The organism is Microtetraspora sp. NBRC 16547, from assembly GCF_030268965.1.
Classification (GTDB): Bacteria; Actinomycetota; Actinomycetes; order Streptosporangiales; family Streptosporangiaceae; genus Microtetraspora.
This window is the reverse complement of sequence record NZ_BSSE01000020.1, coordinates 1-18,535: the sequence shown is the minus strand read 5'-3', so window position 1 is coordinate 18,535 and position 18,535 is coordinate 1. Positions and strand designations below refer to the sequence as shown.

The 18,535-nt window shown below is 69.2% G+C and carries 18 protein-coding genes and 1 riboswitch; of the genes, 7 read left to right on the top strand and 11 right to left on the bottom strand.

From position 1 onward, the window contains the following. Nucleotide 1 precedes the first annotated feature (1 nt). Both QSK17_RS24520 and pepN read right to left on the bottom strand, forming a co-directional pair. The gene (locus QSK17_RS24520; protein WP_285707563.1) at nucleotides 2–550 is read right to left on the bottom strand and encodes a LemA family protein; all 549 of its coding nucleotides are present in this window, start codon (nucleotides 548–550) and stop codon (nucleotides 2–4) included. A 232-nt stretch (nucleotides 551–782) separates the two neighbouring features. After that, nucleotides 783–3,350 (bottom strand): aminopeptidase N, encoded by a 2,568-nt coding sequence (gene pepN / locus QSK17_RS24515; protein ID WP_285707561.1) that lies wholly within the window; start codon nucleotides 3,348–3,350, stop codon nucleotides 783–785. 163 nt (nucleotides 3,351–3,513) lie between these two features. Here pepN and QSK17_RS24510 point away from each other — a divergent pair, with 163 nt between their 5' ends. Both QSK17_RS24510 and QSK17_RS24505 read left to right on the top strand, forming a co-directional pair. Continuing rightward, complete coding sequence (locus QSK17_RS24510) at nucleotides 3,514–4,134, top strand: mycothiol-dependent nitroreductase Rv2466c family protein (protein WP_285707559.1); 621 nt, start codon at nucleotides 3,514–3,516, stop codon at nucleotides 4,132–4,134. A 128-nt stretch (nucleotides 4,135–4,262) separates the two neighbouring features. Beyond that, nucleotides 4,263–5,669, top strand: a complete 1,407-nt coding sequence (locus QSK17_RS24505; protein ID WP_285707557.1) for an aldehyde dehydrogenase family protein — start codon at nucleotides 4,263–4,265, stop codon at nucleotides 5,667–5,669. On the opposite strand, the gene def is transcribed toward QSK17_RS24505, so the two are convergent. Continuing rightward, the gene (gene def, locus QSK17_RS24500) at nucleotides 5,666–6,154 is read right to left on the bottom strand and encodes a peptide deformylase (RefSeq protein WP_285707555.1); all 489 of its coding nucleotides are present in this window, start codon (nucleotides 6,152–6,154) and stop codon (nucleotides 5,666–5,668) included. The two genes, QSK17_RS24505 and def, sit on opposite strands and share 4 nt — an antisense overlap. A gap of 116 nt (nucleotides 6,155–6,270) precedes the next feature. Between def and QSK17_RS24495 the strand changes: the two genes are divergently transcribed. Next, nucleotides 6,271–6,738, top strand: coding sequence for a ribose-5-phosphate isomerase (locus QSK17_RS24495; RefSeq protein WP_285707554.1), 468 nt, complete (start codon nucleotides 6,271–6,273; stop codon nucleotides 6,736–6,738). Nucleotides 6,739–6,744: 6 nt separating this feature from the next. On the opposite strand, the gene QSK17_RS24490 is transcribed toward QSK17_RS24495, so the two are convergent. Both QSK17_RS24490 and QSK17_RS24485 read right to left on the bottom strand, forming a co-directional pair. Next, complete coding sequence (locus tag QSK17_RS24490; protein WP_285707551.1) at nucleotides 6,745–6,906, bottom strand: hypothetical protein; 162 nt, start codon at nucleotides 6,904–6,906, stop codon at nucleotides 6,745–6,747. Between the two features lie 9 nt (nucleotides 6,907–6,915). Then, nucleotides 6,916–8,160: a GNAT family N-acetyltransferase gene (locus QSK17_RS24485; protein ID WP_285707549.1), complete on the bottom strand. Its 1,245-nt coding sequence runs from the start codon at nucleotides 8,158–8,160 to the stop codon at nucleotides 6,916–6,918. 121 nt (nucleotides 8,161–8,281) lie between these two features. Between QSK17_RS24485 and QSK17_RS24480 the strand changes: the two genes are divergently transcribed. The 3 genes from QSK17_RS24480 (at nucleotide 8,282) to QSK17_RS24470 (ending at nucleotide 11,410) form a co-directional block, all read left to right on the top strand. Beyond that, a complete protein-coding gene (locus QSK17_RS24480) occupies nucleotides 8,282–9,394 on the top strand; it encodes a PP2C family protein-serine/threonine phosphatase (RefSeq protein WP_285707548.1) in 1,113 nt (370 codons plus the stop codon). Between the two features lie 75 nt (nucleotides 9,395–9,469). After that, a complete protein-coding gene (locus QSK17_RS24475) occupies nucleotides 9,470–10,777 on the top strand; it encodes a M50 family metallopeptidase (RefSeq protein ID WP_285707546.1) in 1,308 nt (435 codons plus the stop codon). 276 nt (nucleotides 10,778–11,053) lie between these two features. Beyond that, nucleotides 11,054–11,410: a hypothetical protein gene (locus QSK17_RS24470; protein ID WP_285707545.1), complete on the top strand. Its 357-nt coding sequence runs from the start codon at nucleotides 11,054–11,056 to the stop codon at nucleotides 11,408–11,410. Between the two features lie 82 nt (nucleotides 11,411–11,492). On the opposite strand, the gene QSK17_RS24465 is transcribed toward QSK17_RS24470, so the two are convergent. The 3 genes from QSK17_RS24465 to QSK17_RS24455 form a co-directional block, all read right to left on the bottom strand. Next, the gene (locus tag QSK17_RS24465) at nucleotides 11,493–12,179 is read right to left on the bottom strand and encodes a VldE C-terminal domain-containing protein (protein WP_285707544.1); all 687 of its coding nucleotides are present in this window, start codon (nucleotides 12,177–12,179) and stop codon (nucleotides 11,493–11,495) included. Between the two features lie 268 nt (nucleotides 12,180–12,447). Further along, nucleotides 12,448–12,622: riboswitch (cyclic di-AMP (ydaO/yuaA leader) on the bottom strand. Between the two features lie 71 nt (nucleotides 12,623–12,693). Then, the gene (gene galT / locus QSK17_RS24460) at nucleotides 12,694–13,773 is read right to left on the bottom strand and encodes a galactose-1-phosphate uridylyltransferase (RefSeq protein ID WP_285707543.1); all 1,080 of its coding nucleotides are present in this window, start codon (nucleotides 13,771–13,773) and stop codon (nucleotides 12,694–12,696) included. Further along, entirely contained in the window at nucleotides 13,770–14,576 is an 807-nt protein-coding gene (locus QSK17_RS24455) for a DeoR/GlpR family DNA-binding transcription regulator (protein ID WP_285707542.1), read from the bottom strand. The genes galT and QSK17_RS24455 overlap by 4 nt, the downstream gene beginning before the upstream one ends. Before the next feature lie 151 nt (nucleotides 14,577–14,727). Between QSK17_RS24455 and QSK17_RS36460 the strand changes: the two genes are divergently transcribed. Next, nucleotides 14,728–14,805, top strand: coding sequence for a 50S ribosomal protein bL37 (locus QSK17_RS36460; RefSeq protein WP_373282358.1), 78 nt, complete (start codon nucleotides 14,728–14,730; stop codon nucleotides 14,803–14,805). A gap of 37 nt (nucleotides 14,806–14,842) precedes the next feature. On the opposite strand, the gene QSK17_RS24450 is transcribed toward QSK17_RS36460, so the two are convergent. From QSK17_RS24450 to QSK17_RS24440, 3 genes are all read right to left on the bottom strand, one after another. Continuing rightward, nucleotides 14,843–15,538, bottom strand: coding sequence for a hypothetical protein (locus QSK17_RS24450; RefSeq protein WP_285707540.1), 696 nt, complete (start codon nucleotides 15,536–15,538; stop codon nucleotides 14,843–14,845). A gap of 91 nt (nucleotides 15,539–15,629) precedes the next feature. Then, nucleotides 15,630–17,363, bottom strand: coding sequence for an ATP-binding SpoIIE family protein phosphatase (locus QSK17_RS24445; RefSeq protein ID WP_285707539.1), 1,734 nt, complete (start codon nucleotides 17,361–17,363; stop codon nucleotides 15,630–15,632). A 106-nt stretch (nucleotides 17,364–17,469) separates the two neighbouring features. Further along, nucleotides 17,470–18,360: an LLM class flavin-dependent oxidoreductase gene (locus tag QSK17_RS24440; protein WP_285707537.1), complete on the bottom strand. Its 891-nt coding sequence runs from the start codon at nucleotides 18,358–18,360 to the stop codon at nucleotides 17,470–17,472. Nucleotides 18,361–18,535: the final 175 nt, after the last annotated feature.

Below are 18,535 nucleotides of genomic sequence, written 5' to 3'. Positions count from 1 at the left end.
GCTAGAACCGCACCTGTACTGGGCCGCGCTCCTCGCCGGGAGCCTGGAAGTACTCGCGGGCGGCGAAGCCGGTCATGCCCGCGATGATGTTGGCCGGCACCGTCTGGATCGCGTTGTTGTAGGTGAGGACCGCGTCGTTGTAGTACTGCCGGGAGTACGCGATGCGGTTCTCGGTGGCCGACAGCTCCTCCTGGAGCTCGGAGAAGTTCCGGCTGGCCTTGAGATCGGGATAGGCCTCCGCCAGCGCGAACAGGCTCTTCAACGCGCCGGAGAGCGCGTTCTCCGCCGCCGCCTGGTCACGAGGCGTCTGGGCGTTGACCGCCTGCGAACGCGCGGCGACGACTGCTTCCAGGGCCTGCCGTTCGTGCGAGGCGTATCCCTTGACGGTCTCGACGAGGTTGGGGATCAGGTCGTGCCGGCGCTTGAGCTGTACGTCGACCTGGGCCCACGCGTTGTCCACCGCCCCACGCTTGCGGACCAGGCCGTTGTAGAGCGACACGGCGGCGAAGGCGAGCAGCACGGCGACGACGGCGACGATGAGCGTGATCACGGGGGGCCTCCTCGGGGTCGGGCACACGGTAGACGCGGCGCGCCGCGCTGTAAACGGCTCGACACCGCAATGTCACCCTCGGGGCCTTGCGCCGCGCTTGCGCGACGCTTTCACCCGCTCATCGGGTGCGCGCGTGGGAGGCGCACACGAGGTGCGCACATGGGGTGCGCACATGGGAAGGCCCCGGCGCGGGGCCGGGGCCTTCCCGTAGAACCAGCTGACGAATCCGGGATCAGGAGGCGGAGGCGTCCTTCTCGCGGGCGCGCAGCGCCCGGCTGATGCCGTCCGCGCCTTCGAGGACCAGCCGGCGCAGGGCGTGCGGAGGCTGCGTCGAGGAGATGTAGTCCTCGGTCCGCGCCACGGTCTCCGGCCTGATCAGCATGGCCGGGTAGCAGCCGATCGCGAAGTTTTGGGCGCTGTCGGACGTCCAGGTCTTCCAGATGCGGCCGACCTCCTCGAGGTACTTCTCGCCGTACGGCTCGAGCAGCTCGACGTGGGCCGGGTCCATGAATCCGGCGATCGTGGAGCGCAGCACCGCGCCGCTCAGCGTGCCGCCGGTGATGGCCGCCCAGGTCTCGGCCTTGGCCTCCGGCGTGGGGATCGACGCCCGGCACATCGCGGCCGAGCGCTCGCCCTTCGCCGTGGCGTCCCGCTGGAGCTCGGCGTCGATGTCCACGGCGTCGAGCACGCCGCCGGAGACCAGGGACTGCGTCAGCGTCCAGCGCAGGTCGGCGTCGACCGCGAGCCCCTCCGGCGTGGCGGTGCCGTCGAGGATGCCCTTGACGAACGCCAGGTCCTCGGCGGAGACGGCCACCGTGGTGAACGCGTTGACGTAGGCGAGCTGGTGGTCGGAGCCGGGCGCGGCCGAGGCGATCAGACGGCGCAGGGCCGCGGCCAGCTCGGCCATGCCCTGCTCGATCCAGGCGGGGTCGGCGTACTGCTGCACGGCGAGGCGGGCCTGGCGCAGCACGGCCTGCACGACCGTGATGTCCTTCACCGAGTCGATGCCGGAGACGACCAGCTTGACGTAGTCGCGGGTGGCCATCTCGGCGTCCCGGGTCATGTCCCAGGTGGCCGACCAGCAGAGCGCGCGGGGCAACGAGTCGGCGAACGCGGTGATGCCGCCGTTGATGAGGGTCGAAAGCGACCCCTCGTCGAGCCGGATCTTGGCGTAGGTCAGGTCGTCGTCGTTGACGAGGACCAGGTCAGGCCGCACCTCGCCGACCAGCTCGGCGACGGCCGTGCGGGCGCCCACGACGTCGAGCTCGACCCGCTTGGTCCGGGTGAGCACGCCGTCGGCCATGGAGTAGAGGCCGATCGCGACCCGGTGCGAGCGGAGCGTGGGGTGCTCCTGCGGCGCCTCCTGCAGCACGTCGAACGTGAGGAACCGGCCCTCGTCGTCGGTGGTGAAGGACGGGCGCAGCGTGTTGACCCAGGAGGTCTCCAGCCACTCCTTCGACCAGGAGGACAGGTCGCGGCCGGAGGTGCGCTCCAGGGCCGACAGCAGGTCCTGCAGGGTGGTGTTGCCCCAGGCGTGCTCGTTGAAGTAGTCGCGGACCCCGGCGAGGAAGTTGTCCAGGCCGACGTAGGCCACGAGCTGCTTGAGCACCGAGGCGCCCTTGGCGTACGTGATGCCGTCGAAGTTGACCTCGACGGCCTGCATGTCGGGGATGTCGGCGGCGATCGGGTGCGTCGACGGGAGCTGGTCCTGCCGGTACGCCCAGGCCTTCTCGACGTTGGCGAAGGTGGTCCACGCGCCCTGGCCCCAGCGGGTGGCCTCGGCCTGGCACAGGACCGACATGTAGGTGGCGAACGACTCGTTCAGCCAGAGGTCGTCCCACCAGCGCATGGTGACCAGGTCGCCGAACCACATGTGCGCCATCTCGTGCAGGATCGTCTCGGCGCGGCGCTCCACCATGGCGTCGGTGACCCTGGAGCGGAAGACGTAGTCCTCCAGGAAGGTGACCGCGCCGGCGTTCTCCATCGCGCCCGCGTTGAACTCCGGCACGAACAGCTGGTCGTACTTGCCGAAGGGGTAGCGCAGGCCGAAGACGCGGTGGAAGAAGTCGAAGCCCTGCTTGGTGACCTCGAAGAGGTTGTCCGCGTCGAGGAACTCGGCCAGCGACTGGCGCACGTAGAGGCCCAGCGGGATGCCGTCGTGCTCGTCCCGGACCACGGCGTACGGCCCGGCGATCAGGGCCGTGATGTAGGTCGACATGACCGGCGTGGCGGGGAAGTGCCAGCGCCTGGCCGCCTGCAGCACGCCGTGCCGGCCCGCGTGCTCCTCCAGCTCCTCGACGGAGTCGGGGGCGGCGTTGGACACGATCTCCCAGTCGGCGGGAGCGAGCACGGTGAGCTCGAAGGTCGCCTTCAGGTCGGGCTGGTCGAAGCAGGCGTACATCCGGTGGGCGTCGGCCGTCTCGAACTGGCTGTGCATGTAGACCTTCTGGTCCACCGGGTCGACGAAACGGTGCAGGCCCTCGCCGGTGCGCATGTAGGTGCAGTCGGCGTCGATGCGCAGCTCGTTGTGCTCGGCCAGGCCGGGCAGCGGGAGGCGGCCCTTCTCCGCGTCGTAGGTGCTGACGTCGAGTGCCGCGCCGTTCAGCTGGGCCGACCTGACGTGCGCGCCGTGCAGGTCGATGAAGGTGTCCGCCCCTGGCCGGCTGGACGTGAAGTGGACCGTCGTGATGCTCTCGAACCGGTCTTCGCCCTCTGTGAGGTCCAGCTCGACCGCATAGGACTGGACGGTCAGCAGCCGGGCGCGCTCCCGGGCCTCGTCACGGGTCAGATTGCCTGCCACATCCGCTCCTCATCACACGTCCCGCCGCGCCTTCGCGGGGGGATGACCTGATCCTGCCATGCCCTGACGACGAAAATCGCCCTCAATTCGGCCGGCGGAATAGCGAGATCCGGTTTCCGGTTACGGACCGATGCAACCACATTGCCCATTGAGAGGCGCCTTCATGTCTGAAACCAAGATCGTCGACTTCTGGTTCGACCCCTTCTGCCCGTGGGCCTGGATCACCTCCCGCTGGATGGTGGAGGTCGAGAAGGAGCGCCCGGTGCGGACGCGCTGGCGGATCATGAGCCTCGCCGTGCTCAACGAGGGCAAGGACATCCCGCAGGAGTACCGGGACAAGCTCAGTAGGGCGATGGAGCCGGTGCGGGTGCTGGCCGCGGCGGAGGCGAAGTACGGCGACGAGGTCTTGGGCGCCCTTTACACCGAGCTCGGCACCCGGTTCCACAACGAGGGCAGGCGCAAGCGGCCGGAGACGTGGACGGAGACGTTCGAGGAGGCGCTCACGGCCGCCGGACTCCACCCGGAGCTCGTCCGAGCCGCGGAGTCCGAGGAGTTCGACGACGCGATCCGCGCCTCCCACAACGAGGGCATCGAGCTGGTCGGCGAGGAGGTCGGCACGCCGATCATCGCGGTCGAGGGCGTGGCGTTCTTCGGCCCGGTCATCTCGCCGATCCCGCGCGGCGCCGACGCGGCCCGCCTGTGGGACGGCGTCCTGCTCGTCGCGAGCACGGACGGCTTCTTCGAGCTCAAGCGGTCCCGCACCCGCGACCCGATCTTCGACTGACCTTACATTTCGGGGTAATGCGGATTTTGATGCCTTTGTCAGGCTCTGTTGGCCTTCCGGGTTAACCTGGACGCCGCGCCGGGGGCGCACCCTCACCACCTGACAGTTCTCGCGCAAGGATGAGGTTCATGCGTCAGCTATATGTGAACGGAGCCTGGCTTTCGTCCACCTCGGGTGAGGGGGTCGATGTGATCAACCCCGCCACCGAGGAGGTCGTCGACCGCGTTCCCGCCGGTTCGCCCGCTGATGTCGAGTCGGCGGTGGCCGCCGCCCACGCCGCGTTCCCCTCCTGGTCCGGTACGGCTCCCGCCGACCGCGGCAAGATCCTCGCGGCGGCCGCCGAGCTGCTCAAGGAACGGGCCGAACAGGTGGCCACGACGATCGCCACCGACATGGGCGCGCCGTACCCCATCGCGTTGCAGGTGCAGACGCTGATGCCCGCGGGCGTGCTCGCGACCTACGCGCAGCTCGCCGAGAGCTACGCCTTCGACCGGGACAGGATCGGCAACTCGCTGATCGTCAGGGAGCCCGCGGGCGTCGTGGGCGCGATCACGCCCTGGAACTATCCGCTGCACCAGGTGATCTGCAAGGTCGCCCCCGCGCTCGCGGCCGGGTGCACGGTCGTGCTGAAGCCGAGCGAGGTGGCCCCGCTCGCGGCGTACGCGCTGGCCGACATCTTCCACGAGGTCGGCCTGCCGCCCGGCGTCTTCAACATGGTGAGCGGGCACGGCCCTGTCGTCGGCGAGGCGCTCGTCGCCCACCCCGACGTCGACATGATCTCCTTCACCGGCTCCACCCGAGCCGGCCGGCACGTCGCGGCACTGGCCGCCGAGACCGTCAAGCGGGTCGCCCTCGAACTGGGCGGCAAGTCCGCGAACGTCATCCTCCCCGACGCCGACCTGGTGACCGCGGTCAAGGCCGGAGTGGCCAACGCCTTCCTCAACTCGGGTCAGACCTGCTCCGCCTGGACCCGGATGCTCGTCCACTGGGACCAGTACGACGAGGCGGTGGGGCTCGCGGTCGAGGCGGCGCGCAAGTACACCGTGGGCGACCCCTTCGCGGAGGACACCCGCCTCGGGCCGCTCGTGTCCGCCGCACAGCGCGACCGGGTGATCCGCTACATCAACAGGGGCCAGGAAGAGGGGGCCCGCCTCGTGCTCGGCGGCACGGACGCGCCCCACGAACGCGGTTACTACGTCGAGCCCACGATCTTCGCCGGGGTGGCGCCCGGCATGACCATCGAGCAGGAGGAGATCTTCGGGCCCGTCCTGTCGATCGTGCCCTTCGGCTCAGAGGACGAGGCCGTCCAGATCGCCAACGGCACGCCGTACGGCCTGGCCGGGGCGGTGTGGGCGGGCACCGAGGAGCGGGCGCTCGGCGTGGCGCGCCGGCTCAGGACCGGTCAGGTGGCGGTCAACGGCGGCCGGTTCAACCCGCTCGCGCCGTTCGGCGGCTACAAGCAGTCGGGCCTCGGCCGCGAGCTGGGCGAACTCGGCCTGGAGGAGTACCTGGAGACGAAGGCCATCCAGTTCTAGTGAGTCTGCTGGAGGATCTTCCTGCGGTCGTCCTTGGGCAGCCTGTCCACGTACAGCGTGCCGTTCAGGTGGTCGAACTCGTGCTGGAAGCAGCGCGCGAGCATGCCGCGAGCCTTGACCGTCACGGGCCGGCCGAGGCGGTCGAAGCCGCGCAGAGTGACGCCGGCGGCCCGGGCGGTCGGCGCGTACAGCGGCTTGCCGGTCTCCCTGCCGGGTACGGACAGGCACCCCTCCTCCTCGACGACCTCCTCGGGGTCGTCGATCGTGAGCTCGGGGTTCACCACATGGCCCTTGCGGTTGCTGATGTCGTAGACGAAGAGCCGTCGGCCGACGCCGATCTGCGGACCCGCGAGGCCCACGCCGTCGGCCATGTACATCACCGAGAACATCTCGTCGATGAGGCGGCGCAGCTCCCGGTCGAAGTCGGCGACCGGCTCGGCGGGGGTGCGCAGGACGGGGTCGCCCACGTAACGGATCTCGTGCATGACTCTCCTGGTCTGTCGGCCTCCGCGTGCCCGGTAAGGAGTCACGGGGGAAGTGGTTGTTACTTTAGTGGAGGCCCTGAGTCGTGTCTCCGACGAGCACCTGCGAGACTTGGGGGGTGCGTGTCTACATCGGTGCCGACCATGCCGGCTACGAGCTCAAGAACCACCTCGTCTCCTGGCTGAAGGAGCAGAACCACGAGGTGGTCGACTGCGGTCCGTTCGTCTACGACGCCGAGGACGACTATCCGGCGTTCGTGCTTCGCGCCGCCCAGGGGGTGGCGGGCGACCCCGGCAGCCTCGGCGTGGTGCTCGGCGGCTCCGGCAACGGCGAGCAGATCGCGGCCAACAAGGTTCGCGGCATCCGGGCGGCCCTCGCCTGGAACGACGACACCGCGAGGCTGGCCCGCGAGCACAACGACGCCAACGTGATCAGCCTGGGCGGCCGCATGCATCCCGTCGAGGACGCGGTGCGCTTCGTGGAGATCTTCCTCTCCACGCCCTTCACGGGAGCCGAGCGGCACGCCCGCAGGATCGCCCAGCTCTCCGACTACGAGACGACGGGCGAGCTGCCGCCCCTGCCGTAAAGCGCGTTATTCGCCCGACTGCTCCTTGCCGCGGCGCGTCTCGCGCCGCGGCATCTCGTCGCGCAGGAGCCGCTGTTCGGCGGCCTCCTGCTGCTCGGTCGTGGGACGGGACACATCCCGCGCCCGCATCGCGATGACCGCGGTGATCTGCAAGCTCTGCAGCGCCATGCGACGAGCCTAGAAGATGAGACCGCCCCACGGGCGCGGCTCCCACGACATCGCGGTGGACAGCTCACGCAGCGCGCCCTCGCTGTGCTCCGTGACCAGACCCGCGGCCCCCATCGGGATGAGAGGACGTCCGCCCAGGTAGGCGGCGCCGAGCGCGCCGACCGGAAGGGTCACGTCGGCGGGGTCGCCGGTCCGCTCGCAGGACGCCTTGCCGGTGCCGGAACCCGCGCTCGCGACCAGCCGGAAGCGTCCCGCGTTCCACGGGCACAGCCGGTCCTCCACCTCGATCACCAGGTCCACCGGGGAGGCGTAGGCGCGATCGGCCAGCGCCCGGTCGACGTCCACCAGGCGGATCCAGAGGTCGTCCAGCCAGCCCGCGTTCAACTGGCGGGGCTCCGCCAGCAGATGCGTGATCGGATCGTCCACCGGACGGCTCCACGCGTGCAGCCGGGCGCACAGGTCCCGGTCCAGCACGCTTCGCCAGACCAGCGCGTACGCCGCGGGATCGGTGGCGAACAGGTCGTTCACCAGGATCTCGCCGTCGGGCACGTTGTGGTCGGTCCACCCGCCCTTGACGCGGAAGAGGGCGTAGCCCCGCGGCCCGTTGTCGTCCTCGGCGATCACACAGCGCAGCGGGCCGGCGCCCCTGCGGTGGAACTCCTCGTCGCCGAGGACGTCGAGTCGCCAGCGGGCGTCCGACCTGGCGTAGAGGCCCGGACGGGTTGACCGTACGGACTCGAAGACCTTCTCCAGGTCGGCGCGCGCCTCGGAGGGTACGGCGATGCGCACCCGGAGGGACGGGTCCACGGGCGCGTGTGGCACGAACGCCGAGCGGTTCGTCGGGATGCGAAAGAAGAGGGTGTCGGCGGCCCTGCCGTACCCGAACCGGCCGTAGATCGCGGCCTCGGAGGCGTAGAGGGCGGCGACGGACTCGCCGCGCTCGTGCAGGTCGTTCAGCTGGCGGGTCATCAGTGCGGTCAGGACGCCCCGGCGGCGGTGTGAGGGCAGGACGCTGACGGCCGTGACCCCGGCGACCGGCACGGGACCTCCGGGCACCGTCATCGTGAGGCTGAGCACGCCGGTGCCGCCGACGAGGAGATCGCCGTCGAAGGCGGCCAGCGAGCGTTCCAGCTCGAACAGCTCCCGCCACTGATCATGCACCTCCGGCGGCAGGGGGGAGTTGAAGGACTCCCGATCGACTGCCGCGAAAGCGGGCCATTCGGACTCTGTGATGGGACGAATCTGGACAGTCACCCGCTCACAGTAGGAGCGTGTAAAGGGTGAGGGCCAGCGAATAACCCTCCGTGCTTAGTGATCTAGGCATTGGTCAAGTGGCTGCCCTCACCGGCGACGGACGGATACAGTCGAGGTCATCATGAGTTCCCGTCGGACGCCGCTCATCCCTCCACGGCTCCGTGCTCTGCTGGTGCGTGTGCCGCTTCTGGTGCCGCTTGTCCGCTTTCTAAGGAAGAGTTCGTCGAAGGATCGCCACCGCCTGATCGTCCTCGTCGTCGCCACCCTGCTCATAGGGGTGCTCGACGTCCAGGTCTCCGCGCACTGGTTCGCGCCCGCGCTGCTGGTGCCCGTGATGCTCATCGGCGGCCTCCAGCTCCGGCTGCGCAGCCTGGGCATCCTGCTCTGCGCGGTCGTCGCCTCCCTCGTCTACATGGCGGTGGCCGGGGGCGTCATGCAACTCGGGCCGGGCACGCTCATCACCGCCGCCTTCACCGCGGTGCTCGCCTGGATCATGGCCCGTACGCGCGGCAAGCTCGGAGTCCAGGGCCTGCGCGGCGACGCGATGCTGCTGGAACTGCGTGACCGGCTCAAGCGGCAGAGCGAGCTGCCGCACCTTCCCAAGCACTGGGGCGGCAAGGTGGTGCTCAAGCAGGCCGGCGGCTCGTCCTTCGGCGGCGACTTCGTGGTGTCCGTACGGCAGGGCGACAGGGTGGAGGTCGCGGTCGTCGACGTCTCGGGCAAGGGCGTGGACGCCGGGACCCGCGCGCTGATGCTCTCCGGCGCGTTCGGTGGGCTGCTCGGCTCGGTCGACGACTTCCTGTACGCGTGCAACTCCTACCTGCACCGGCAGCGCGGCGACGAGGGGTTCGTCACCGCCGCCCATCTGAGCCTCGACCTGTCCACAGGGGAGTACCTCATCACCTCCGCGGGACACCCGCCCGTGGTCAAGTTCGATGCGGGAACGGGCACCTGGCACGTCGCCACGGCCAAAGGCGTGGTGCTCGGGGTGGTGCCCGACCTCCATTGCGAGCCCGACACCGGCGTGCTGCGCAAGGGCGACGCGCTCATGCTCTACACCGACGGGCTGATCGAGCAGCCGGGCCGCGACATCGACGCCGGTCTCGACCGCCTGCTCGGCGAGGCCGAGCGGCTGCTGCCCTCGGGGTACCGTGAGGGCGCCAGGCAGCTCGTCAACTCCATGTCGTCGGGGCACAACGACGACTGTGCCCTCGTTCTGATCTGGCGCCCTTGAGGGAAGGGGCGGTGGACTACCCTCAAAAAGGCAACGCAGGGAAAGACACCTTCTCCTCCACGGGGGTACGCGCTGATGAACTGGCTATACATAGCCGGATTCCTGGTCCTCTTCGCGGGGCTTCTTCTCTCCATCGCGTTGCACGAGATCGGGCATCTCGTTCCCGCCAAGATCTTCGGCATCCGTGTCACGCAGTACATGGTCGGCTTCGGCCCCACCATGTGGTCGCGCAGGCGCGGTGAGACCGAATACGGCGTGAAGTGGATCCCCCTCGGCGGATACATCCGCATGATCGGCATGTTGCCGCCACGGCCGTCCGACGATCCGAACAAGCTGCGTAACGTCTCCACGGGTCCCTGGCAGGGCCTCATCGAGAACGCCAGGGCCGTCGCCTCCGAGGAGATCCAGCCCGGCGACGAGGACCGCGTCTTCTACCGCAAGCCGTGGTGGCAGAAGGTCATCGTCATGTTCGGCGGTCCGGCGATGAACTTCGTGCTCGCCTTCGGGCTGTTCGCGATCATCATGATGGGCTTCGGTGTCCCGGTGTCCAAGCCCGTCGTGTCCACGGTGTCCCAGTGCGTGATCCCGGCCACCCAGACCGAGCAGCAGCGCGAGTGCCGTCCCAGCGACCCGCCCACCCCGGCGGCCAAGGCCGGGCTGCTTCCCGGTGACCGCATCGTCTCCGTCGGCGGGAAGCCGGTGAGCACCTGGGACGCGGCCACCGCGCTGATCCGCGCGCACGGCGCCGGCCGTACGGACCTGGGCGTGGTCCGGGGCGACAAGGAGATCACGGTCGGCGTCGACCTGATCGCGCAGGACCGCCCGTCGGTCGACAACCCGGACAAGATCGAGAAGAACGTCGGCTTCCTCGGGGTCGCCCCCACCATCGTGACCGAGAAGCAGGGGCCCGGCTACGTCGTCGCACAGATGTGGGACTACACCGAGCGGACTGTCGTTGCGATGGCCAACATCCCGAAGAAGATGGTGGGCGTCTGGCAGGCGGCCTTCTCCGGCGAGAAGCGCGATCCGAACGGGCCGGTCGGCATCGTCGGCGCGGGCCGGATCGGCGGCGAGATCGCCGCTTCCTCCGCGCCGCTGGAAAACAAGATCATCTTCTTTGTCAACCTGCTCGCCGCGCTGAATCTCGCCGTCGGGATGTTCAACCTCATCCCGCTGCTTCCGCTGGACGGCGGCCACATCGTCGGCGGTCTCTGGGAGGGCCTCAAGCGCGGCATCGCGCGGATCCGCCGCAGGCCCCTGCCGGGGTACGTCGACGTCGCCAAGGCGCTGCCGCTCACATACGCCATGGCGGCGCTGCTGCTGGTCATGGGTGGCCTGCTGATCTACGCCGACCTGGTGAACCCGATCCGCCTGTCCGGCTGACCGGGCTGAGCGCGCACTCCGCATGATCTCGGTGGAGATCACCGGATGCGAGCGAGCGGCCTCCCGCTTTGCAGATCACAGACGTGCCGGTCTGGTACATCGAGATCGGATCTGTCCTGACGGCTGACCTGCGGCGACTGCCCAGCTCATGCGCTGAGCTGGGCTTTCACTGTTCGCTGGTGTTGTCACGCAGTTTGTCACGCAGGGAAATCGCCCGCCAAGGCGCGCAGCAAGGTGGGTGTTGCGGGTATGGCCTGCCGCCCTGATCATCGAGACATGGTGCCGGACAAACCCAGTTTCGACATACGCCCCGGCGGGCTGAACCCCGAACGAGTGGACGACCTTGCCCGACGCGTACACCAGGCCCTGTCCGGCGGTGGTGGAATGACCGCTCATCAGATGCTCGCGGAGTTCACCCGGATCGTAGTCGATGCGTCGGAATCGGCCATGGGCTACGACACCCAGCAGGTGGTCAGGGCCACCGAGGAGTGGGCACAGCGATTCGAGGAGATGCAACCGGGTTACGGCAAGCGGTTCCTCGGGGTGAGCTTTGCCACCTGGCGGAACGTAATTCCCGGATTGATCTGGGTGGCGCTCTGCTTGGCCCTCATCGTGGTCTGGACGATCGGGTGACGGACGGTCCTTCGCACGTCGGTCAGGTCCGAGGGGCAAGGACGAGGTGACCGTATAAGCGCAGATCACAGACGTGCCGGTCTTAGTACATCGAGATGTGGACGTGGTCGTAGTGGTTCGCGGTGATCCCGCCGCGGTCCGACATGGTGCGCCAGCCGGGGCTGCCGAGGTTGTAGATCCGCTGCTGCCAGATCACGTACTTGACGCCCAGCTTGGAGCCGTTCTCGATGGCCCAGGCGGCGACGCCGTCGCCCAGGGCCTTCATGTCCGGGCTCGGCATGGAGCCGCCCGAGCTCATCATGAAGTCACAGGCCCGGCCGAGTGGGTGCTCGCCGCCGTCGTTCTCGGCCCGGTAGCAGCCGACGGAGTAGCGTAGGTCGAAGTGCTCGGCGACCTGTGTCTTCATCAGCCGGGTCCGGGGTGTGATGTTGTCGCTGCCCGAGGGGAGCTCCGGTGTCCACCCGCCGCCGGGGAGCTTCCCCGGCGCGACGGGGATGAGCTGGTCGAGCTTGTCCGTGATGTCGCCGATCAGCTTCTCGGCCGCCTCGCGCTGCTTGGCGACCTCCTCCGACCGCGTCTTGATCTGCGCGATCAGGGCGGCGGCGGCGTCCGCCGCGGCCTTGCGCTCCGCCTTGATCGTGGCGAACTGCGAGACCAGCACGGCCTGCTCGTCCTGGAGCTGGGTCAGTACAACGGAGCCCTGCAGGTCGGGCGTGCCGAACAGGTCCAGATCATGCGTCTGGTAGCGCAGACCCGCGAGGCCGACCATCTGCTGTCTGGCGGACTCGAAGTCGGTCTCCGCCTTGGCCAGCCGCTCCTTCGCCGCCTTCTCCGACTGCTGCGCCTTGGCGAGCTCGACCCGCTTGGTGTTGTAGTCGGCGATCAGCTTGTCGACCTTCGTGCGCAGATCGGCGAGCTGCTTCTTGAGCTGGCTCTCGCTCGGCTTGGGAGCGGCGTCGGCCGCGGAGGCCGTACCGAAGACAAGGGTGGCGGCGGCCAGAGCCGCGACGGCCGCCGGGAACGCGCGGGGCAGAGCCCACTCCTCTCCATCTGCCGGCCGGGTTAGCTGACGGGTTCGGACTGGAGAAGCCCTGGCACTGGCGTGCCTTCACCCCAGGTGCAACGGCGATCCCCCCGGAAAAGGGACAGATCACCAATGTCGTGGGTCCCCGGCTCCCGGGCGAGGCGCCCGAGATTAGGCGCACCGGCTGTGACAGCCGGTGCGATGGATAGTAGTGGTAAAGCGTGGTTGTTTTCTACTTAAAGTCGCAATGTATTAGAGATCAACCCGTTATCACCGATTCGCGCAGCATCCTGGCGGCGTCCTCCGGGCTCACGTCGTTGACGAACGCTCCCATCGCGGACTCCGACCCGGCCAGGTACTTCAGCTTGTCCGGAGCCCTCCGGATGCTGAACAGCTGGAGGTGGAGCCGGGCCAGGTCCCGCCGATAGGTCACCGGCGCCTGGTGCCAGGCCGCGACGTACGGCATGGTCACCCCGAACAGCGCGTCGAGGCGGCGCAGCACCTCGGTGTAGAGCGGTCCGAAGGCGGCGCGCTCGTCCGGCTCCAGCGCGGGCAGGTCCGGCACCGGTCGGTGCGGGTAGACGTGGACCTCGAACGGATACCGTGCGGCGGCCGGGACGAACGCCGTCCAGTGCTCGTTGGACGCGACGACCCGGGGCCCCTTCCGCTCGGCGGCCAGTACGTCGGCGAAGAGGTCGCCACCCCCGCTACCGTCCCGATACCGCGCCGCGATGCCGAGCATGTGCCGGGTACGCGGGGCCACGTACGGATACGCGTAGATCTGGCCGTGGGGATGGGGAAGTGTGATGCCGATCTCCGCGCCCCTGTTCTCGAAGCAGAAGACCTGCTCGACGCCGGGCAGGGCGGAGAGTTCGGCGGTGCGGTCGGCCCAGGCCTCCATGACCAGCTCGACATGATCCGCGCTCAGAGAGCCAAAGGACGCGTCGTGGTCGGAGGTGAAGCAGACCACCTCGCATCGCCCCACGCCGGCCCGGGCCTCGCTCAGACCTCCGGGATCGGTGAAGTCGCCCGTCGCCTCCACGAAGCTGAACGAGGGGAAGCGGTTCTCGAAGACCACGACGTCGTAGTCGGAGGGGATCTCCGAGGCGGGATGGGCCGGGCAGAGCGGGCACTCGTCGGCGGACGGCAGATGGGTCCTCGTCTGGCGGTGCCCCGCGATGGCGATCCACTCGTCCATCAACGGGTCGTAGCGCATCTGCGAGGCGGGCGGGCGCGGCGGCAGGTCGCGGGGATCGGTCGCGCCGCGGTCGGTGTCGTCCCGCCGGTCGTAGTAGAACAGCTCCCGCCCGTCGGCCATGTGGGTGATCGTGCGCTTCACAGGACCGAAACCTCCCGCTCGCCGGCGCCGGAGGGATCCGCCAGCACAAGCTCGCCCACATGCTCGGACAGCTCCGCGCGGGCCTCGTCGGGCAGGCCGGTGTCGCTCACCACCACATGGGCCTGGTCGAGGTGGGCGATCGTGCTGATGCCGATCGTGCCCCACTTGGTGTGATCGGCCAGGACGACGAGCCGCTGGGCCGCGTTGACCAGCTCGCGGTCGGTCTCGGCCTCCAGCAGGTTGGGCGTGGTGAACCCCGCCTTCACGCTCATGCCGTGGACGCCGAGGATCAGCATGTCGACGTTCATGGAGCGGATCGCCGCGACCGCGACCGGGCCGACCAGGGCGTCGGAAGGGGTGCGAACGCCGCCGACCAGCACCACGGTCTGGTCGGGCCGCCCGGTCCGGTGGAGCACGTCCGCGACCTTGACCGAGTTGGTGATGACGGTCAGCTCGGGCACGTCGGCGAGATGCCGCGCGAGCGTCCACGTGGTCGTCCCGGCGGACAGCGCCACCGAGCTTCCCGGCCGGACGAGACGCGCGGCGCTGCGGGCGATGGCCTCCTTCTCAGCCTGCTGCCGGGCCGACTTGGCGGCGAATCCGGGTTCCTCCGTCGATCCCGCGCCGGCGATCGTGGCGCCTCCGTGGACCTTCTCGATGAGTCCGCGATCCGCGAGGACCTCCAGGTCGCGACGGATGGTCATGTCGGAGACGCCGAGATCCCGGACCAGCTCCGCGACGCGCACACCTCCGGTCCTGCGGATCCTCTCGAGGATCGCCTGCTGCCGTAGCTGGGCCAGCATCACCACTCCAATCAACAGATTCCAACAAACTATGCCACATCCCTCGGGCAGTGATGTTGAATCATGGTGATATCGGTGGCGGTCCTGTACGGCCTCCGGCGCGGTGATGAAGAGTGGGGGCACAAGCCATACGACGAAAGGCGGTTCCCACATGGGTAAGCGAGCGCGCAAGTCGAAGGCACGGAAGAAGAAGCAGGCGAACCACGGCAAGCGACCCACCGGGCGCTAGTCGGCGCGCCGCCGCCGGGCGGTGAGGAGCGGGCGGATCACCTGGTACGAGGACGGCTCCGGCGGAAGTCGGCGGCGGCCGCCGTCAGCAGGCCGAGGACCATGAGCACGCGCAGCCCGACGTCGGGGAACCGCGTCATGGTGTCGAAATACCGCTCGGCGGCGACGAGGTTGAGTCCGTGCGACGCCACGGTGCTCATGTAGACGCTCCTGGCCATGGACAGCACGGCCGCGAGCCCGAGAGCGCAGACGGCGACGCCCAGACCCGCCCCCAGCGCGGCCCGGCGGCGGCTGCGCGCCAGGAGGAACCCCACAGTGAGCAGCGCCGCCGACGCCGCGGGAACGACCCACCCGAGTGAGGAGTACGCGAAGCGGCCGGACGTGATCGCCCGCAGGCCCTTGCGCGCCACCCTTGCGGTATCGGTCCACAGGCCCCGGTAGACGGCGCTGTGCGACAGGCGCGGCATCTTCTCGTCCACCAGGCTCCTGACGTGGGCCAGCTTCACGTCGAGATCCATCGGAAGCCCCCGCTGTTCGAGGGCGGCGGCGGCCTCGTCGACGCTCCACACCTCACCCGCCGTCCACACCGCGACCATGGCGACCGGCGCGAGCACGCATCCCAGAGCGATCAGGGTGATCGCGACGGCGGAGGCGAGGTGACGGCACGGGCGGCGCGACGCCGCGACCTGCTCGCGCAGGCGGAGCAGTTCGGCGTGCTCGGCCGTGTCACTCACACCACCGCTCCCCTCCGTACGGCAGGCGTCTGCCGGGGAAGATACCCGCGGCCGAGGGCGGCGCCGGGAAAAGACGAGTCAAGATAGCGACTCAGGGAAGGCGCTGCTCCACCCAGACGATCTTCCCCTGCGGCGTCGGGCGGGTTCCCCAGCGGTAGGCGAACCGCTTGATCAGCAGGAGGCCACGCCCGCTGTCGTCGTCCGGGGTGGGCGAGCGCGGCGCGGGAACCGTGGAGGAACCGTCGGAGACCTCGCACACCAGCGTCCGGCCGCGAAGCAGCCGCAGCTCGATCGGGGGCCACCCGTGCTTGAGCGCGTTGGTGACCATCTCGCTGACGATCAGCTCGGTGGTGTCGGCCAGGCTCGCCAGCCCCCACGCCGCCAGCGTGTTCCGTACGAACCTGCGGGCCGAGCGGACGAACCGTGGATCGTCGGACAGGGGGAAAGTCGCCATCTCGTCGGGGTCGAGATCCCGGACCCGGGCCAGCAGCAGGGCGATGTCGTCACGCTCGTGCCCGGGACGCTGGCTGTTGATCGTCAGATCGCACATGTCCTCGAGATCTTGGAGCGGTCCCGCGAGCAGGTGGCGCAGGGCCATGATTCCGGCGTCGATGTCCCGGCGCCTGCTCTCCACCAGCCCGTCCGTGTAGAGCGCGAGAACGCTGCCCGCGGGCAGCGTCAGCTCCCGCGTCTCCAGCGGCTCGCTGCCGATGCCGAGCGGCAGTCCCGGAGACATCTCGATGATCTCGGTCGAGCGGTCGGGATGGATCAGGACCGGAGGCACGTGGCCGGCCCTGGCGATCGAGCAGTTCCGCGTGATCGGGTCGTACACCGCGTACACGCAGGTGGCGATCTGCGTCGGGTCGAGGTCCTGGCTCATCAGGTTGAGCCGGAAGAGCACCTCGTCCGGGGAGAGGTCCAGGCTGGCCAGAGTGCGTGCCGCGGTGCGGAGCTGGCCCATGGTGGCCGCCGCCCTGGTGCCATGCCCCATGACGTCGCCCACGACCAGAGCGGAACGGCATCCGGGCAGGGGGATCACGTCGTACCAGTCGCCGCCCACGCCCATGAGGTCGCTGGCCGGGAGGTACCTGGAGGCGATCTCCATGCCGAGCGGGTGGGGCAGATCGGCGGGCAGCAGGCTGCTCTGCAGCGTCAGGGCGGTAAGGCGCTCGCGTGTGTACAGGCGCGCGTTGTCGATGCAGACGGCGGTCCGCGCGGCGAGCTCCTCGGCCACCGCGACGTCCTGCTCCTCGAACGGCGGGCCGCCCGGCCGCCTGGTGAAGACCGCGCATCCCAGCACCCGGCCGCGCGCGCTCAGCGGGACGGCGAGGAAGGACGCGCCGGTGAGGAGCGTCGCGATGAGCGTCTCCCGGTCGAAACCGCCGCCGATCAGCCGTGCCGTATCGAGATCCAGTTGGGGATACATGATCGGCTGTCCGGTCGCCATGCACTGGGCGTGCGGCAGCGCCGGGGGATAGACCGCCACCTCGTCGAGCGGGATCGCCCGTACCCACACCTGTGGATCGTCGTCGGCCACGCCGAGGGCCACCCGCCGGACCAGCGTCGTGTCGTCCAGCGGCCGGGACGGGAATTCCCCCTCGGTGACCAGCCGGTCCTGGATCAGGATCTCCGCGGTGTCGGCGAAGCGCGGCACGGTGACGTCCATGAGCTCACGGCCCGTCTCCACGAGATCCAGCGTGGTGCCTATCCGGCGGTTCGCCTCGTTGAGGAAGGTCAGCCGCTCGTTCGCCGAGACCGCACTGCTCCGGCGCCACTCGGACTGGTCCCCCTTGGCGGGGTCCTTGATCAGGTAGTTGCGGTTCAAATCCGTTCTCCGGGGATGCAGCAGATGTCCCCGAATCGTAAAGAGAAGATCCGCCGCATTTCAGCCGTTTGCCACATGACGGCGAAGCCGTGCGGACGCCCGCCGGTCACTCGCCTCGTTCGAGCGCCACCCGCTCCCGTACGGCGGGCACCACCTCTTCGGCGAACCTCCTGAGCTGGGTCTCCTGGTCGCCTTCACCCCAGAAGACGAAGGTGTCCATGCCATAGCCGACGGCGAGGTCGGTCAGCTCGTCCGCCCACTGGTCGGCGGGGCCACGCAGGAAGCCCTCCGAACCGCCGTCCGTGATCGTGCCGTTGACGTTGTACAGCCTGCGGATCTCCTGGGGTCGGCGTCCCGCCGCGACGGCCGCCTCGTCGATCCGGGCGTTCAGCTCGGGCAGGCGCTCAGGGGAGGCCCAGCTCGACGAAGGCAGCCAGCCGTCGGCCAGCCTGCCGGTGAGCGCGAGGGCGCGCGGACCGCCGACCCCGAGCCAGAGCTCCATCGGGTGCGCCGGGGCGGGGCCGCCCTTGGCACCCTTGAGCCGGTAATGGACGCCGTCGACCCGCAGATTGGACTCCGCGCTCCATACCGCCCTGATGACGGCGACGGCCTCCTCCAGGGCGCCGATCGCGTCCTTCGGGGCGCGCCGCGGCCCGCCGTACGCCTCGATCGCGTCCCAGAACGCGCCCGCGCCGAGGCCGAGCTCGACCCGGCCGCCGCTCAGGAGATCGAGGCTGGCCGCGGCCTTGGCGAGGACCGCGGGCTGCCGCAGCGGGAGGCTGGCGACGTCGGGGAACACCCTGATCCGCTCCGTGCGCGCGACGATGACGCTGAGCAGCGTCCAGGTGTCCACATACCGCTTCTGGTACGGATGGTCCTGCACGCCGAGCAGGTCCAGGCCGAGCCGGTCGGCGCTCTTCGCTGTCTCGATCAGGGGGTCGTCGGCGTTCGGGACGAGGAAGTATCCGAACTCGACTGCCCTGCCATAATCACCCATGCCCGCCAGAACCGGGCAGGTCCCGCGGTTGTTCCCGAACCCCGATGGGACCTAGTAGTACTTCGTTAGATCGATGATCACTTAACGTGATCATTTTGATGAGTTACTTCGGGATCATGCTGTCGTGACACCTGACGAGATGGCGCTGGTACGCCCGCGGCTTGAGAAGTTTGCA